We start from the raw sequence: 16,237 nt of genomic DNA on the forward strand, positions 1-16,237 counted from the left end.
ATTGTCTTAATATCAATCTTCTACTAAACAATAATGCCATGAGATTTTTTTTTCGATTGATATGCTCGGCTGTTTTATGTTCATTAATACTATTTACATTACCTTCTTTTTTAATAAAACCGCCTTCAAAAGCAGTAGCCTTTAGCTTTCCCTATAAACACGGCGGTCTAACCAAGCGGCAGGCCGCAGCATATCTTTTAAGCAGACTTACCTATGGGGCAACACCAGGTCAGGTTGATGAGGTCGTGAAAATGGGTTTAGAAAACTGGTTCAATAAACAAATGGATGCCAATTTGCCTGATGATTCCTTAAACCGAAGGCTGGCAGCCTATGATGCCATTCATCTGACCAATACCGAAGTATTGAGCAAATACCCACCTGGTTTTGTTGTGGTTCAAATGGCCATAAAAGACAGTGTGATTAGCAAAGATTCTGTGGGCAAAGCCATAGATAAAAAAGCTTACAACAACCAGATTCAGGAGTATATGGTCAAAAAGGGATTAAAGTCCGATCAGGAATTATATAAACAATTTATATCCCAGAATATTTTACGTGCTGCCTATACCAATAACCAGGTTCAGGCTGTACTGACGGATTTCTGGTTCAATCACTTTAATGTTTCCTTCACCAAAGGAGAGAGTGCCCAGTTTATTCCGTCCTATGAAAGGGATGTCATCAGGCCTAACGTTTCCGGAAACTTTGATCAGTTGCTTTTAGCATCAGCAAAATCCCCTGCCATGTTATACTTCCTGGATAACTTTAGTAGTCAGGGCGCACCCATTCCTGCTGGTGGGACTGGAATGAACATGATGATGATGGGGGAAACTGCACAAAAAGCAAAAACCCAGCCTGCTCCAGCGGCGCCTGCTAAGAATACGCCCGGCTTAAATGAAAATTACGCCAGGGAAGTAATGGAGCTGCATACGCTTGGGGTTGATGGTGGTTACACCCAGTCTGATGTCACCCAGGCTGCAAGAATACTAACGGGATGGACCATTTATCCGATCAGCAGTACTGGATATGGTAGTGCCATGAAAGGCCTGGTTACCAAAATCGGAGAAAATAACCTCGCTGCAAAAGGCTTTGTTAGGGAGGGCGATTTTCTATTTACACCCAATAGACATGATAAAGGAGAGAAAACGGTATTGGGAAAACGTTTTGAGGCGAATGGTGGCTATGAAGAAGGTGTCGCACTTTTAGAGATGCTGGCCCATCATCCGGCCACAGCCAAGTTTATTTCTACCAAATTAGCAACCCGTTTTGTAAGTGATACGCCACCGGCAAGTCTGGTCAAAAAAATGGCAAAAACATTTACTGCAGAAAATGGAAACATCAGGCAGGTATTGATCACCATGTTGTCGGCTCCTGAGTTTTGGGATGCCAAAGTGCTTAGGCAAAAAACGAAGTCTCCTTTTGAACTGGCCATCAGTGCGGTCAGGGCTTTAGATGCTGATGTGGATCAGCCTTATCAGCTCTTCAACTGGATTGCCAGGATGGGACAAAGGATTTATTATTACCAGGCACCAACAGGTTTTCCTGACCGTGGTGCGTATTGGATCAATACAGGTGCCCTGCTTAACCGCATGAACTTTGGATTGGCACTTACTTCGGGGCGTATTCCTGGTGTGTCGGTAAACCTGGCTGCATTGAATAACCAGCGGGAACCTGAAAGTGCAACGGCTGCATTGGCTACCTATAGTAAACTGGTGATGCCGGAACGTAATCTTGACCCTAACTACAAAATGCTGGAGCCCTTGTTAAATATCCCCAATGTAGCGGAAAAGGTCAGTAAACAAGCGTCCAAAACACCAGCAACGAATTCAAATCCAGTGATACAGCCATCCAGCAAATTCTCTGGCATGGACGCCACTTCTGGTGCAGAAGAACTGAGTGAGAAAAAGAAAGAAGCTGTTCCTGCAGTCAACAGTAATGTGCTGGCCCAGGTGGTGGGTATCATCATCGGTTCTCCCGAATTTCAAAGACGTTAACATTAAACCTTCTTTGTTTATTGCTGTCATAGTCTCGTAACCAAACACAAACAACGTTATGAAAACACCAGTAAAGGTCTTCTATTCATTTCTGTTCCTCCTCGGCGTTACTGTACTTTTTTCTTCATTTCAAAAGGAAAAACCGGCGGCCATAAAATTTGTATTTCCGTATAAACAAGCAGGTCTAACAGAAAGGCAGGCTGCGGCACATCTCATCAGCCGTTTTACTTACGGCAGCAGAACGGGTGAAGGTGATGTAGATGCAGTCCTGAAAATTGGATTGGAAAAGTGGTTTCAACAACAACTTGATGGAAAAATTAAAGACGATTCGCTCAATACCCTCTTGCATAAGTTTGATGCGATCAACCTAAGCAATACTGAAGTCGAAAATCAATACCCGCGACCAGGCCTTGCGGTCAGGATGGCGATTAAAGATGGTGTCATCAATAAAGACTCTGTAAATAAAGCCAATGGAAAAGAATACCGGAAGCAGGTACAGGATTATATGGAATCTAAAGGCTACAAACCACAGCAGGAATTATTCAGACAGTTTTTTAACCAAAAGATATTACGTTCGGCCTATACCAATAACCAATTGCATGAGCTGCTTACAGATTTTTGGTTCAACCATTTTAATGTTTCATTGACCAAAAACCAAAGTGCTTCCTTCATCCCCGCTTATGAAAGGGATGTGATCAGGCCAAATGTGACGGGCAAGTTCGAAACCCTGTTACTGGCTACTGCAAAATCGCCGGCCATGCTCATGTACCTGGATAACTTTTCCAGTAGCGGACAGCAAACTGCAGTAAGCGAGGGCAGTATGCAAATGAACGATGGGATGATGCTGAACGGCAAAGCAGCAGCTAAAGCAATCGCAAGGAACAGGGCAAAAGCATTAACGCTAAAAAATGCGCCAGCTAAAAAGAAACAGGGTGGATTGAATGAAAATTATGCACGGGAGGTAATGGAATTACACACCTTAGGTGTAGACGGAGGTTATACGCAAAGCGATGTTACCCAGGCTGCACGTGTCCTTACCGGCTGGACCATTGCGCCAATGGGCGAGAATGGATATGGCTCTTCGATGAAAAACTTAATGGACCGCGTAGGCGATGCCAACCTCGAGAAACGTGGCTTTGTACACGATGGTGATTTCTTGTTTGTGCCTACACGGCATGACAATGGGGAGAAACTGGTGCTGGGAAAACGCTTTCCTGCCAACAGAGGTTACGATGAAGGTGTAGAACTCTTGTCGATGCTGGCACACCACCCCTCCACAGCAAAATTCATTGCTAAAAAACTGGCTACCCGTTTTGTGAACGACAACCCGGCAACTGCATTGGTTGATAAAATGGCTAAAACCTTTCTTAAAACGGATGGCGATATCAAGCAGGTGATGATTACCATGGTTTCTTCACCAGAATTTTGGGCTCCTGATGCCTTGCGCGAAAAAACAAAATCGCCTTTTGAACTGGCCATCAGTGCGGTACGCAGCCTGGATGCCCAGATCAACCAGCCTTATCAACTTTATGTCTGGATCAATAAAATGGGGCAAAAAATGTATTTCTACCAGGCACCAACAGGTTTTCCTGATCGTGGGCAATATTGGATCAATACCGGAGCATTATTAAACAGGATGAATTTTGGACTGGCACTGGCCTCTGAGCGGATTCCTGGGATTAAAGTTAACCTGTCGGCCATGAATGGTCATCATGAACCGGAAAGTGCTGCGGCGGCATTGGTTACTTACAGCAAACTGATTATGCCAGAACGAAACCTGACAGAAACCGTGAAACGTTTGACTCCGATGTTAAATGATCCGGAGCTGATGAATAAGGTAGAAACAGCCGCCGCAAAAGCAGCGCCGCCGGAAATGAAAAATTCCATGAATAGCACAGGAGAGGAGCTGATGATGGCTAAAGCTGATCAAGACGCCTCGAAAGTAGCGAACAAAGGATATGGTAAAAAAGCAAGTAAGGTAGTGATGGCCAATGGCAACAATACCATGCTGGCACAGGTGGTGGGTGTAATTATCGGATCACCAGAATTTCAACGTAAATAAACCTAAAGAGAACCGTCATGACATCAAGAAGAGGATTTTTAAAAGCAGGGGGACTAGCCCTATTCGGAATTGGATTGGGTGGTATACCTGGATTTTTAACAGAAGCTGTTGCCAATACCAGGGCTCCCGGATTATTTAAACGTAAAAAGATCATGGTCTGCATTTTTCAGCGCGGGGCTATGGATGGTTTGATGGCGGTGACACCCTTTACCGATCAGTACCTCAAAGCAGCAAGGCCAACCTTATTTATGGATGCTGCCAGGGGAAATGGTAAAAATACACCCTTGATTGATCTGGATGGCCGCTTTGGCTTGCACCCATCTATGGCTGCATTTGAAAGTATGTTCCGCGATAAAAGAATGGCCATTGTACATGGGATCGGTTCACCAAACACCACCCGTTCGCATTTTGATGCACAGGATTATATGGAATCCGGTACACCTTTTAGAAAAGGTACAGACAGTGGCTGGTTAAACCGCGCAGTTGGCTTGTTGGGACACGATGCGGCAACGCCTTTCCAGGGGGTGAGCCTCACTTCTTCATTGCCGAGATCCTTTTACGGAGACAATCCGGCAGTGGCAATCAGTAATTTGCAGGATTTCAACATTCAGTTAAAAGGTAATGTTAAAGGCGCCAATATGGCTGCCAAAAGTTTTGAAGATTTATACGATACAACTTCTTCGGGCTTATTAAAAGAAACCGGTAAGGAGAGTTTTGACGCGATCAAAATGTTGTCTAAAGTTGATGTTAAAAATTACAAACCAGCTAATAATGCCGTTTATCCGGCATCAGCATTGGGTAATTCCTTAAAACAGATTGCCCAACTCATCAAAATGGATGTGGGTATGGAAGTCGCGTTTGCTGAATCTGGCGGTTGGGATACGCACTTTAACCAGGGGGCCGAAACCGGTATTTTTGCAAGAAACGTAAACGATTTGAGTAATAGCATCATGGCATTCTGGACAGATATGGGTACCTATCAGGATGACTTAACGGTAATGACCATGACCGAATTTGGACGTACAGTAAAACAGAACGGTACAGGGGGGACAGACCATGGACGCGGTTCCTGTAATTTCATTCTGGGCAATGGCGTAAATGGGGGATTGGTGCATGGCCTGGTTAACCCATTGGCTGTGGAGAATCTGGAAGATGGAAGAGACCTGGCAGTCACCACGGATTTTAGAAGTGTGTTTAGTGAAGTGGCAGATAAGCATTTGAACATCAATAATGATAAAGTGTTGTTCCCGGATTGGGATGGTAACAAAATCGGTGTAATGCGTTAGACGGCTTCAATACTATTTTATTTATGATTATTTTAGCCAGGTGAAGAAAGCGGTTTTATCAATGGCTGTCGCGCTGCTCTTGTCGGCCTGTACTCAAAAAAACAATAAAAATACCCAGGCAACCAGTGGTACTGATTCTACCTGTTGCAATGCCAATTTGCCCAAACGTTTTGGTGCACTGCCCGAAACAAGTGGCTTAGATACACTTCATCAAGGTACCGAAGTATCACATGAAGGCATGAAGCTGATTCCTGCAGGGACTTTTGTTATGGGGGCTTCCGATCAGGAAGGCCGGCCGGATGAATATCCCGCCCATCCGGTTCGCATGGACGCTTTTTGGATCGATGCCACCGAAGTAACCAATGCCCAGTTTGCAAAATTTGTCAAAGCAACAGGTTATGTAACTGAAGCAGAACGCAAGCCGGACTGGGAAGAATTGAAAAAACAATTGCCTCCAGGTACCGCAAAGCCAGCGGATGAGCTGCTGCAACCTGCATCCTTAACTTTTCGAAAACCAGCAGGCCGTGTAAATATCAATGACGTTTCGCAATGGTGGACCTGGACTACAGGGGCTAGTTGGAAACATCCCCAGGGACCTAAAAGCAGTATCTCAGGTAAAGCGCATTATCCGGTTACCCAGGTTTCCTGGGCAGATGCTGCTGCTTATGCCAAATGGGCCGGTAAACGTTTGCCTACCGAAGCGGAGTGGGAGTATGCCGCCAGGGGTGGTTTAAAAGGCAAAAAATACCCATGGGGTGATGAAGATCTTAACAAAGGCAAAGCAAAAGCCAATACCTGGCAAGGTGAATTTCCTTACCAGGATTTAAAAACCGATGGATTTGACCATGTGGCCCCGGTCAAATCATTTGCAGCCAATGGTTATGGTTTATATGATATGGCTGGAAATGTTTGGGAATGGACGGCCGACTGGTATACCGCAGATTACTACAAAACCCTGAAAGGAGAAGTGCACAATCCTGCCGGACCAGCCAAAAGTTACGATCCTGAAGAGCCAACGGTACCTAAAAAAGTAATCAGGGGCGGTTCTTTCATGTGCCATTCTTCCTACTGTAAAGGTTATAGGGTAACGTCTAAAATGAAATCTTCTGTAGATACAGGTTTAGAAAATACAGGCTTCAGGTGCGTATCTAATTAAGTTACTTTTGCTGTTTTGATGTATTTGGAAAAACGTAACGGAAAAAGACGTTTAAGCAGCACACCTTTAACTTCTTTGCCACCGATGTATACCTCTTCTTTATTATTTTTAATGGCCTGAACAATTTGTTTGGCACATTCATCTGCAGGCATTCCCTGTTCCTGGGCCTCATCCATGGTACCTTGTGGAGTTCCTGCTGCGGTCAGCGCATTGATTGTTACCTTTGTTTTGATAAATCCAGGGCAAACCAGGATGATGTTAATGTTTTTGTCCCCTACTTCGGCCCGTAAAGAATCGAAATAACCATGCAACGCGTGTTTTGATGCGGCATAAGCAGAGCGCAGGGGAGTACCAAACTTACCAACCAAACTGCTGATGCAAACAATTTTTCCTTCACCTTTAGCAATCATTCCTAGTAAAACTGCTTTGCTCAAAGCAACAGTACCCCAGAAATTAACATCCATCAGGCGTTTTTCAGTTTGATGTGTGGTTTCCAGCGCCAATGCCCGCTGACTGATTCCACCAGCATTGATCAGCAGATCGATATGACCGTAAATCCGCAAGGCTTCCTGTGCTTTGTCTGTCAGGGCATCCGTCTTTTCCAGATCCAGCTGGAGTACATGTACATTAACCGGGCTTTTGCAATTGTTTTTGACACGGTACAGTTCGTCCCGGTTACGTGCAGAAAGAATTAGCTTGGCGCCCATCTGGCTATATTGATAAACCAGGGCCTCGCCAATTCCAGATGAGGCGCCTGTGATCCAAATGACTTTATTGTTCATATTTTAAGCTATTTATGGTGGTCATCTGTAATTAAAAACAATTCAGAAGCAATATGGTCAGCAAACAATTTGCCATCCGGGGTTAATATTAAGTGGTCATTTTGGTGTGTGAGCCATTTTCTTTCCAGAAAAGGTTCCATGTTTTTTAAGGTATCTGCCCTGAACAGTTTTCCAAAATCTGCTTCTATTTTAGCCATGCTGGTGCCCCACATCGTCCTTAAAGAAGTCATGATGTACTCATTAAAGCGGTCGTAACTATCCAGCTCTTCTATGGTTTCAGCTAATTTTCCATGGCTTAATTCCGTCAAATACAAAGCATTGTTGGCGATATTTAAATAACGGGTTTGTCCGTCAAAACCATGCGCCGAAGGGCCGATACCCAGGTAAGGTACACCACGCCAGTAATTGGTATTGTGAACTGCATATTTACCCGGCTGACTAAAGTTCGAGATTTCATATTGTTCAAAACCACCTTGTTGTAGCTTTTCGATCAGGGTAATGAACTGAGCTGCACTTTGTTCATCATTTACCGGAGTTTGCTTTCCTTTCCTGATGGCACTGGCCAGGGCCGTTCGCGGCTCTACAGTTAAGGAATAGGCCGAAATGTGTGGTGTTTCAAAGGCAATGGCCTTGTGGATATTGCTCAGCCACTTTTGATCGGTCAGCAATGGATAACCGTAAATCAGGTCAATGCTGAGGTTTTCAAATCCGGCATCCTGACTACGTTTAATACAGGTTTCGGCTTCAGCGGCACTGTGTGCCCGGTTCATCCAGCGCAGGTCTTCGTCAAAAAAAGACTGTATCCCGATACTGAAACGGTTTACAGGAAGTTGCCTGAACTCCGCAATTTTTTTAGCATCCAGATCATCCGGATTTGCTTCTATAGTGATCTCAGCCTCTGAAGACACCGAAAAATTGGAGGTAATGGTATGGAATATCTTTTCAAAAGCTTTTGCGGGAAGTACAGAAGGGGTACCGCCTCCAAAATAAATGCTCCCCACCTGGTCCGTAATCCGGTCTTTCTTTTTAACAATTTCGCTGCAAATGGCGTCAGTCATTTCGTCCATATATTTCAATGAAGTGCTGAAATGGAAATCGCAATAGGTACAGGCCTTTTTACAAAATGGGATGTGGATATAAATTCCGGACATAGCGACAAAGATAAGCGTTTGTTGTTTATCAATTTGATACTACCAGGAAGCTGGATAAATATTATTTGGCGATGATAAATGGGTAAAGATTGAAGATGATTGAAAAATCTGGGCTTATTGTAAATTTTTTAGTCTGACAAGGCATACGCTTAAACTTTTAAATTCCTATTATTGTACTGGGATATAGTTCAATGCCCTGGTGGTAAATGCAAAACAAAGACTTAAAACTTGTTTCAGATCAGGAATTGTTGCTGCTGTTAAAAGCTGGGGACTGGTCAGCTTATGAACAAATTTATCACCGGTACAAATTCATACTTCATAATCATGCCTGGAACAAGACCCGCAACCGGGAGGAAAGTCAGGATATCGTACAGGAAATTTTCACCATGCTTTGGGCAAAACGAGAGAGTATGGATGTCAGTACAAATTTATCGGGCTATCTGTATACTAGTTTGCGGAATTATATCCTCAACCAGATTGCACATAAATCCGTTCAGGATAAATACATCGCCTCGATTCAGTCTTTTGTAGATTGTGATACTGAAAATGCAGATTATCGCGTCCGTGAAAACCAATTGAAAGTACAGATTGAGAACGAAATCGATGCACTGCCGCCAAGGATGAAGGAAGTTTTTCTGCTCAGTCGTAGGGAGAACCTAAGCCACAAGCAGATTGCTGAACTCCTGGGTACCACAGAGCAAACCGTAAAGAAACAAATGACAAATACGCTTAAAGTGCTAAGAGGTAAACTGGGCTTGCTTAACTACTTATTATTATTTTATAAATTTTAAGATTTTCAATACCTCTTGTCTACGATGATCTTGTCTTACTATTATAAGCGCAGTCCCGGCTATTTGATTTATGCAAGAAAAGGAAATACAAGATATACTGAAAAACTACAAAAATGGAGTGGCAAGCGAGGCTGAAAAAGCTTTGCTGGAGCGCTGGTATTTAAGTTTTCAGGAGCCTGAACCTGATGAGTTTGACTTGGAATCCCGAGCAAGGGATTTGGATAAAATTCTCAGCAACATTAAGCAGTTGCAAAAACAAAGTCAGGTTAAAAAGAAGCTATGGCCAATTCGGATAGCTGCTGCGGTATTGTTTGTACTGACTTCTGTTGGCTTATTCTTCTATCTAAAATATGAAAAAACTAAAGCTAATTTATTAGCGCAACAAAGTATTGTTCCTGGAGGAAATAGAGCAACATTGACCTTGGCGAATGGAAAAGTGATCAATCTAAGCAATGCGCAAAATGGAGATTTGGATAAACAAGCAGGAATACAGATCACCAAGACTGACGATGGGCATTTGATCTATACCATTGAAGATGCATCAAGTGCTGCAGATTCAAAATCAATGTACAATACTATTGCAACACCCAAAGGGGGGCAGTATCAATTGCGACTGCCTGATGGTTCTAAAATATGGTTAAATGCGGCCTCTTCATTAAAGTACCCCGCCAATCTAGCTAGCTTGAAAGAAAGAAGAGTGGAACTAAATGGGGAAGCATATTTTGAAATTGCAAAAGATATACATAAACCATTCCTGGTTGTGACCAGTAAACAGGAAGTTAAGGTCTTAGGTACACATTTCAATGTAAAAAGCTATGATGATGATTTCAGTACCAAAACAACATTGCTGCAGGGATCTGTACAAGTTACTTTACAATCAAACACCCAAGCTGTTGTCCTTAAACCCGGCCAGCAAAGTGAATTGAATTCCAGTGCCATAAAAGTCTCATTTGTAGACGTTGAGGATGAAATAGACTGGAAAAATGGCGACTTTGTTTTTAAAGAAGAAAACCTGCAGAGCATCATGCGTAAGATAGCCAGATGGTATAACGTTGAGGTAGACTATCAGGAAGGTATTCCGAAAAATATTGCACTTGAAGGACTGGTGTCACGTTCTAAAAGTATTGAAGAAGTGCTCTCGCTGATGGAATCAACAGATAAAGTCCATTTTAAAATCGAGGGTCGAAAGATTACAGTAACAAAGTAATAATGAACTAAATATCCAATCAATTTAAACCAACTAAAAATGAAGAAACCACTACCAAACTAGAGTTGAAAAATCAGGGGCTTTACAAAATAAAGCCGGAAAGTGTTGGAAGCACAATCCGGCAAAAGTTTGAGGTAACCTTTCTCTACACAAAGTAGAGAAGAATAATTAATCGAACCATTCAAGTATCAACTCAAACCATTTCAAAAGTATGAAATCAAATGCTTTTAACCTAGGTATGCCGAAATTTTGGCTGCCGCCCAAACTATTATTAATTATGAAAATGATCATAATTATGATGATGATGTCTTTATTGCAGGTTAGTGCCGCAACATATGGACAACGTGTAACCATTTCTGAAAAAAATATTCCATTAAAAAAAGTCTTCAAAGAGATTAGAAGTCAGACCGGATATGATTTCATGTATGATGCCTCATTGATCAAATCAACAATGACTGTAGATGTTGATTTGCAGAATGTAAGTCTGTCAAATGCATTATTCGCTTGCTTAGATGGGCAGAATCTGACTTTCGAAATCAGAGATAAGTCAATTATCATTAAACCTAAATCTTTGGTTAACGTCGTATTGATGCAACAACAACTCGTAATAAGTGGGGTGATTTTGGATGAAAACACCAATCCAATTCCAGGAGCATCTATCCGAATTAAAGGATTAACCAGCAGAGCTACTGTTAGTAATAAAGAAGGCCGTTTTGTAATTATACCGGCCTCTGACAACGACGTCCTGGTCATTTCTTATATCGGTTATGTGACCAAAGAGGTTAAAGTTAAAGGAATTAAGTCTCCGATAACGGTGAAACTGGACATTGCTCAAAACGATATGAAAGACGTGGTAATTACTGGTACTGGTATTACGCGTAACAAGAATAGTTTTACTGGGGCCACCGCTTTTTTTACTCAGGATCAGCTAAAAAGTGTTGGTAATAACAATATTATTCAGAGTTTAAGAACCTTGGATCCGTCCTTTATTCTAATGGAAAATAATCTTGCTGGTGCAAATCCAAATGTTTTACCACAGATTGAAGTTCGCGGAAAAACCAGTATTCCGAATACCAATACATTAAAAGATCAGTTTGCAACTGACCCGAATCAGCCTTTATTTATTTTAGATGGTTTTGAAACTACTTTACAAAATGTTGTCGATTTGGATATGAATAGGGTGGGATCTGTAAGTATATTAAAAGACGCTGCCTCAACTGCGCTTTATGGAGCCCGGGCATCAAATGGAGTAGTTGTAATTGAAACAATCAGACCAACCGCCGGAAAGCTGAGGTTTACCTATTCAAATGATTTCCGTATAGAAAGTCCAGATCTCTCTGGTTATAATATGATGAATGCAGAAGAAAAGTTAGAATTCGAAAGACTCTCTGGCAGATATATATACACTTCTGGTGGTTCCCCTTCTGCAGATATATTTTTGAGCCAATTATACAATACCCACCTGGCTGCAGTAAAACAAGGCGTTAATACATATTGGCTTAACGAGCCGGTGCAAACTGGGATAAGTGAAAATAACTCTATTTTTGCCCAGGGTGGTGACGAGGCTTTTACTTATGGGATTGGTTTAAATTATAAAAGCCAAAGTGGGGCCATGAAAGGATCCGGGCGTAATACCTGGAGCGGTAGTATTAACCTAACCTATCGAAAAAATAAACTAAACATCAACAACGTTACCTACATTCGTGGGTATTCTGCCACAGAATCACCATACGGTTCATTTGCAAATTTCGTAAATGCGAATCCGTATTATGTTAAAGATCCAACTCAACGATACCTTGAAATTTCTAGAACGGCACAGTATTCTATTGAGTTAAAAGTAAGGAATCCATTGTATGATGCGTCATTGCCTAATACCAATACAACAGAGAATTTAGAGGTTCAAAATAACTTTCAGCTTAGTTATAAGTTTAATAACAATTTAGAGTTAAGGGGGGCTTTGCAACTAATCAAAGGAAGTGCTACCAATGAGATCTTTTTAGCACCGGAAAATAGTGCTTTTGAAGAAGTTAGTATATTCCAGAAAGGGAAATATTCAAACACAAAAAATGACAACTTTTCATACCAGGCCAATACACTTTTAACTTATGGTAAGGTGTTTGGCGATAAGCATGCTGTAACCGCTAATGCTAGGTTTGAGGTCAATAACAACCAAACGCAAAGGTTAGGGTTTTCTGCTGAAGGTTTTCCGGAAGGGAGTCTTGGAAATCCACGGTTTGCTTTTGGCTATGTGGCAAACTCAGCCCCATCGGCTATTTCAAATACTTATCGTACAGCTAGTGCAACTGCTTCTGTAAATTATGCATATGATCAACGATTTCTTTTTGATTCTTCCTACCGTTTAGATGGTTCTACTGCATTCGGAAAAAACAAACAATTTTCGCCTTATTGGTCAAGTGGTATTGGATGGAACTTACATCGAGAAAAATTCATGAAAAATCTGGCCTGGTTAGATCGGTTTAAATTATTTGCCAATATTGGGATAACAGGAAATCAAAACTATGGTAGCATTACTTCTGTATCTGTATATAATTATAGTTCTGGAACCAGTTTCAATCAATTTGGACAAGGAGTTACACTAGCTACTTTAGGTAATCCTGATTTAAACCCGCAAAAAACGAGACAACTTAGTGTTGGTATTGATTATTCCATATTTAAAGGAAGGTTAACAGGTTACATCAATGCATATAATAAACGTACGGATCCATTAGTTGTTATGGTTGATCTTCCTTCCTCAACGGGCCTTGTTGGTTATCCCCTAAATACCGGTAACTTAAATACAAATGGGGCAGAGGCAAGGATCGGATTTTCTCCAATTTACAGACCTGCTGATCGGGTGGTTTGGACAATAAGTGTAACAGGTAGTACTTATAAAAGTAAATACAATGGCTTTGGTAACTCCCTTAATGCTTTAAATAAACAGCAGGAGTTGAGTAAAGCTTTATTGCGTTTTAAAGATGGCTACAGTCCTGACGATATTTGGGCAGCTAAATCACTGGGAATTGACCCGGGAAGCGGCAGGGAAATTTTCCTGGCTGCAGATGGTCAATATACATTTGATTATAATATAGGAAATGTACAGGCTGTAGGCAATACAACCCCGGCTGTGGAAGGTGTTTTTAGCAATAATATTTATTACAAGGGATTCAATCTGGGAATAAACTTACGCTACAGTATTGGTGGGGATATTTTTAATACTGCTTTATTCAATAAGGTTGAGAATATTAGTTACACTAATATTGCTAACAATCAGGATCGACGAGCACTGTATGACAGGTGGAAAAAACCTGGAGATATTGCACAATTTAAAGGAATATCACAAACTAGCACAACCCCGGCGTCATCAAGATTTGTGCAGAGAGAAAATATGATTACTGGCGAATCGCTAAACATAGGTTATACTTTTGACCGGAGTTTATGGCTAAAAAAAATGGGACTTCAAACAGTCAATTTATCGGCATTAACCAATGATATTTTTAGAATATCAACGATTAACAGAGAACGGGGGATTGATTATCCTTTTGCAAAGACGGTTTCATTTAGTTTAAGAGCTTCATTTTAATTGATTAAGACGATGAAAAAAAAATATATAAAGTCAATATTGGTGGTAGTATTTTTATCCAGCTTGTTTTCCTGTAAAAAGTACCTTGATGTAAAACCTGAAGATAGAGTGCTGGAAGCGGATGCTTATTCAACCCAAAAGAAAATAAATTCGGTATTAAATGGTTTGTATCTCAACCTTGCAAACAATAGTTTGTATGGTAGTAATTTAACCCTGAGTACGGTTGATATTTTGGCCCAAAGGTATAATGTAGGTAGTTTGCATACACTTTACAATACAGGAGCATATGCCTATGGATCAAAGCCTACTATTGATGTCATAGATAACATTTGGACGAGCGCATATACTTCAATTTTGAATATCAATGCTTTTAATGATAATTTAATTACCTATAAAGGTGTTCTGGATGCCAAAACTGATTCTATCTATAGAGGCGAGGCTATCGGAATGCGTGCCATGCTGCATTTTGACATGTTACGCCTATTTGGTCCTAGATATAGCACTGCTGACTCTTTGAATACTTCTATTCCATACTACACAGAACCAAGTACAAAAATTGCCGATTTATTGCCTGCGAATAAAGTAATGGACTTGATTCTGGCAGATTTGGCTATGGCAGAAGGGTTATTAAAAAACGATCCCATTATAGCTAATGGAGTTATGTCAACAGCCACAAATGATGGGACTGATTTTCTGCGCAATCGAAATTATAGATTTAATTATTATGCAATTAAAGCATTGCAGGCAAGAGTAAATTTATATCGCGGAAACAATTCTGGTGCTTTTAAGGCTGCAAAGGTAGTTCTAGACAATGCCTCAAAATTCCCATGGGTAACCATTACCAATGCATTAAATGAGAAAGCAAATCCGGATAGGGTTTTCGTAACAGAGATGATATCTGGTATCCAAAATTCGAAATTGTATGACAATTACTTAAACACATTTTCACCAGATCTTGAAGATAAGAATATTTTAGCGCCCAATCCTACCAGGCTAGCTACTGTGTTTGAGTCAAATGTTAATGACTATCGTTATAATTTGAACTGGGTTGTACCTTCTACAGGTGGTAAATCTTATTCCGTATTTTTGAAATATGCTGATGTGGTTGATAAGACAAAACCTTTTCGATTCACTATCCCCTTGGTTAAAATCAGTGAGATGTACTATATCGCAGCAGAAACTGCTACAAATTTAACCGAGAGTTTTGGGTATTTAAATACCGTTAGAAATAATAGGGGATTATTAAATCTTGCTGTGACCACTACAGCCACTTTAAATTCAGAATTGCTAAAGGAGTATCAAAAAGAATTTTACGGTGAGGGACAGCTGTTTTATTATTACAAACGGAGAAATATACTATCGATACCGAATGGAGCAGCCGGAAGTGGGAATCTGACTTTGACAACAAAGATCCTTGTCCTGCCTCTGCCAATTTCTGAAATCCAATACCGCTAAAAAACAGAATCATGAAAAAGATTATTTATAGTATGGCAGTAATGCTGCTGTTCATCACAGCTGTTTCCTGCAAAAGACAATTGATCACCTACCAGGGCAAAGCAGATATCTATTTTAATAATGCTGCCCAGACATCGGGAAGTACAGAAAACCCCTTAGCAGATACGATTGGAATATCATTCTCGTTGGTAACTGTAAAGGATTCTGTTCGCAAAATTGTTATTAACGCGGCAGGAGCACCTGCTACTGTAGATCGTACGTATAGCTTAAGTGTGGATGCCAGCTCCACCGCTGTTGCTGGTAAAGACTACGATGTTTTACCAACAAGCTTCACCATTAAAAAGAATATGGTAAAAGACACGGTCTTGTTGAAGATGCATCGTACACTGGATATGCAAACCAAAAATCTAAGCATTATTTTGAATCTGAATGCCAATGAGAATTTTGTTACTGAAATGAAAGATAAAGTTATCGATGTGGCAACAGGAAAAAGAATGAGCTTCATAAAATATCGAGTAATGGTTAATGATATCGTTAAAAAACCTGGAAGATGGCAAGATTCCTATTTTGGCGTCTTTACCAGGAAGAAGTTGAATTTCATGTGCGGATTTCTGAATATAACCCCCGATTATTTAGATAAAACAATTGGTTTGGCAGAAGCTCCAGCGTATGGCAGACTCATCCAAAAATATTTTAATGAGCAGAAAGCTGCGGGTAATACCATTCTGGAAGAAGATGGAAGCCCAATGATGATGGGGCCAAGTTCACAATAAGTGTTT

The 16,237-nt window shown here is 41.0% G+C and carries 11 protein-coding genes; 9 read left to right on the forward strand and 2 right to left on the reverse strand.

All coding sequences use genetic code 11. The features are described 5' to 3' along the window. The first annotated feature begins 38 nt into the window (after positions 1-38). The 4 genes from IM797_RS06700 to IM797_RS06715 are packed head-to-tail and all read left to right on the forward strand — an operon-like array spanning position 39 to position 6,492. Positions 39-1,988 carry a DUF1800 domain-containing protein gene (locus IM797_RS06700; RefSeq protein ID WP_194126339.1) on the forward strand — a complete coding sequence of 650 codons (1,950 nt, stop codon included), beginning with the start codon at positions 39-41 and terminating at the stop codon, positions 1,986-1,988. Between the two features lie 58 nt (positions 1,989-2,046). Continuing rightward, positions 2,047-4,050: a DUF1800 domain-containing protein gene (locus IM797_RS06705; RefSeq protein ID WP_194126340.1), complete on the forward strand. Its 2,004-nt coding sequence runs from the start codon at positions 2,047-2,049 to the stop codon at positions 4,048-4,050. Between the two features lie 17 nt (positions 4,051-4,067). Continuing rightward, positions 4,068-5,336 carry a DUF1501 domain-containing protein gene (locus tag IM797_RS06710; RefSeq protein WP_194126341.1) on the forward strand — a complete coding sequence of 423 codons (1,269 nt, stop codon included), beginning with the start codon at positions 4,068-4,070 and terminating at the stop codon, positions 5,334-5,336. Between the two features lie 40 nt (positions 5,337-5,376). Beyond that, positions 5,377-6,492 (forward strand): formylglycine-generating enzyme family protein, encoded by a 1,116-nt coding sequence (locus IM797_RS06715; protein ID WP_370583068.1) that lies wholly within the window; start codon positions 5,377-5,379, stop codon positions 6,490-6,492. On the opposite strand, the gene IM797_RS06720 is transcribed toward IM797_RS06715, so the two are convergent. Beyond that, entirely contained in the window at positions 6,489-7,274 is a 786-nt protein-coding gene (locus tag IM797_RS06720; protein WP_194126342.1) for an SDR family oxidoreductase, read from the reverse strand. The genes IM797_RS06715 and IM797_RS06720 overlap by 4 nt on opposite strands. Positions 7,275-7,282: 8 nt before the next feature. Then, positions 7,283-8,425, reverse strand: coding sequence for a radical SAM family heme chaperone HemW (gene hemW / locus IM797_RS06725; protein ID WP_194126343.1), 1,143 nt, complete (start codon positions 8,423-8,425; stop codon positions 7,283-7,285). 206 nt (positions 8,426-8,631) lie between these two features. Here hemW and IM797_RS06730 point away from each other — a divergent pair, with 206 nt between their 5' ends. The 5 genes from IM797_RS06730 to IM797_RS06750 all read left to right on the forward strand — a co-directional run bounded on the left by IM797_RS06730 (position 8,632) and on the right by IM797_RS06750 (position 16,231). Next, complete coding sequence (locus IM797_RS06730) at positions 8,632-9,216, forward strand: RNA polymerase sigma factor (protein ID WP_194126345.1); 585 nt, start codon at positions 8,632-8,634, stop codon at positions 9,214-9,216. 70 nt (positions 9,217-9,286) lie between these two features. Then, entirely contained in the window at positions 9,287-10,423 is a 1,137-nt protein-coding gene (locus IM797_RS06735; RefSeq protein WP_194126346.1) for a FecR family protein, read from the forward strand. A gap of 277 nt (positions 10,424-10,700) precedes the next feature. Continuing rightward, positions 10,701-14,003 carry a SusC/RagA family TonB-linked outer membrane protein gene (locus tag IM797_RS06740; protein ID WP_194126347.1) on the forward strand — a complete coding sequence of 1,101 codons (3,303 nt, stop codon included), beginning with the start codon at positions 10,701-10,703 and terminating at the stop codon, positions 14,001-14,003. A 12-nt stretch (positions 14,004-14,015) separates the two neighbouring features. Then, positions 14,016-15,458 carry a RagB/SusD family nutrient uptake outer membrane protein gene (locus IM797_RS06745; protein WP_194126348.1) on the forward strand — a complete coding sequence of 481 codons (1,443 nt, stop codon included), beginning with the start codon at positions 14,016-14,018 and terminating at the stop codon, positions 15,456-15,458. Positions 15,459-15,469: 11 nt separating this feature from the next. Continuing rightward, positions 15,470-16,231: a DUF4843 domain-containing protein gene (locus tag IM797_RS06750; protein ID WP_194126349.1), complete on the forward strand. Its 762-nt coding sequence runs from the start codon at positions 15,470-15,472 to the stop codon at positions 16,229-16,231. The last annotated feature ends 6 nt before the right edge of the window (positions 16,232-16,237 follow it).

This window comes from Pedobacter sp. MC2016-24 (genome assembly GCF_015223055.1).
In the GTDB taxonomy this organism is placed as follows: Bacteria; Bacteroidota; Bacteroidia; order Sphingobacteriales; family Sphingobacteriaceae; genus Pedobacter.

Bases quoted from the DNA above. Each gene is read 5' to 3' on its own strand.
- IM797_RS06700 (WP_194126339.1), top strand. From the start codon at position 39: ATGAGATTTTTTTTTCGATTGATATGCTCGGCTGTTTTATGTTCATTA.
- IM797_RS06705 (WP_194126340.1), top strand. From the start codon at position 2,047: ATGAAAACACCAGTAAAGGTCTTCTATTCATTTCTGTTCCTCCTCGGC.
- IM797_RS06710 (WP_194126341.1), top strand. From the start codon at position 4,068: ATGACATCAAGAAGAGGATTTTTAAAAGCAGGGGGACTAGCCCTATTC.
- IM797_RS06720 (WP_194126342.1), bottom strand. From the start codon at position 7,274: ATGAACAATAAAGTCATTTGGATCACAGGCGCCTCATCTGGAATTGGC.
- hemW (WP_194126343.1), bottom strand. From the start codon at position 8,425: ATGTCCGGAATTTATATCCACATCCCATTTTGTAAAAAGGCCTGTACC.
- IM797_RS06730 (WP_194126345.1), top strand. From the start codon at position 8,632: ATGCAAAACAAAGACTTAAAACTTGTTTCAGATCAGGAATTGTTGCTG.
- IM797_RS06735 (WP_194126346.1), top strand. From the start codon at position 9,287: ATGCAAGAAAAGGAAATACAAGATATACTGAAAAACTACAAAAATGGA.
- IM797_RS06740 (WP_194126347.1), top strand. From the start codon at position 10,701: ATGAAAATGATCATAATTATGATGATGATGTCTTTATTGCAGGTTAGT.
- IM797_RS06745 (WP_194126348.1), top strand. From the start codon at position 14,016: ATGAAAAAAAAATATATAAAGTCAATATTGGTGGTAGTATTTTTATCC.
- IM797_RS06750 (WP_194126349.1), top strand. From the start codon at position 15,470: ATGAAAAAGATTATTTATAGTATGGCAGTAATGCTGCTGTTCATCACA.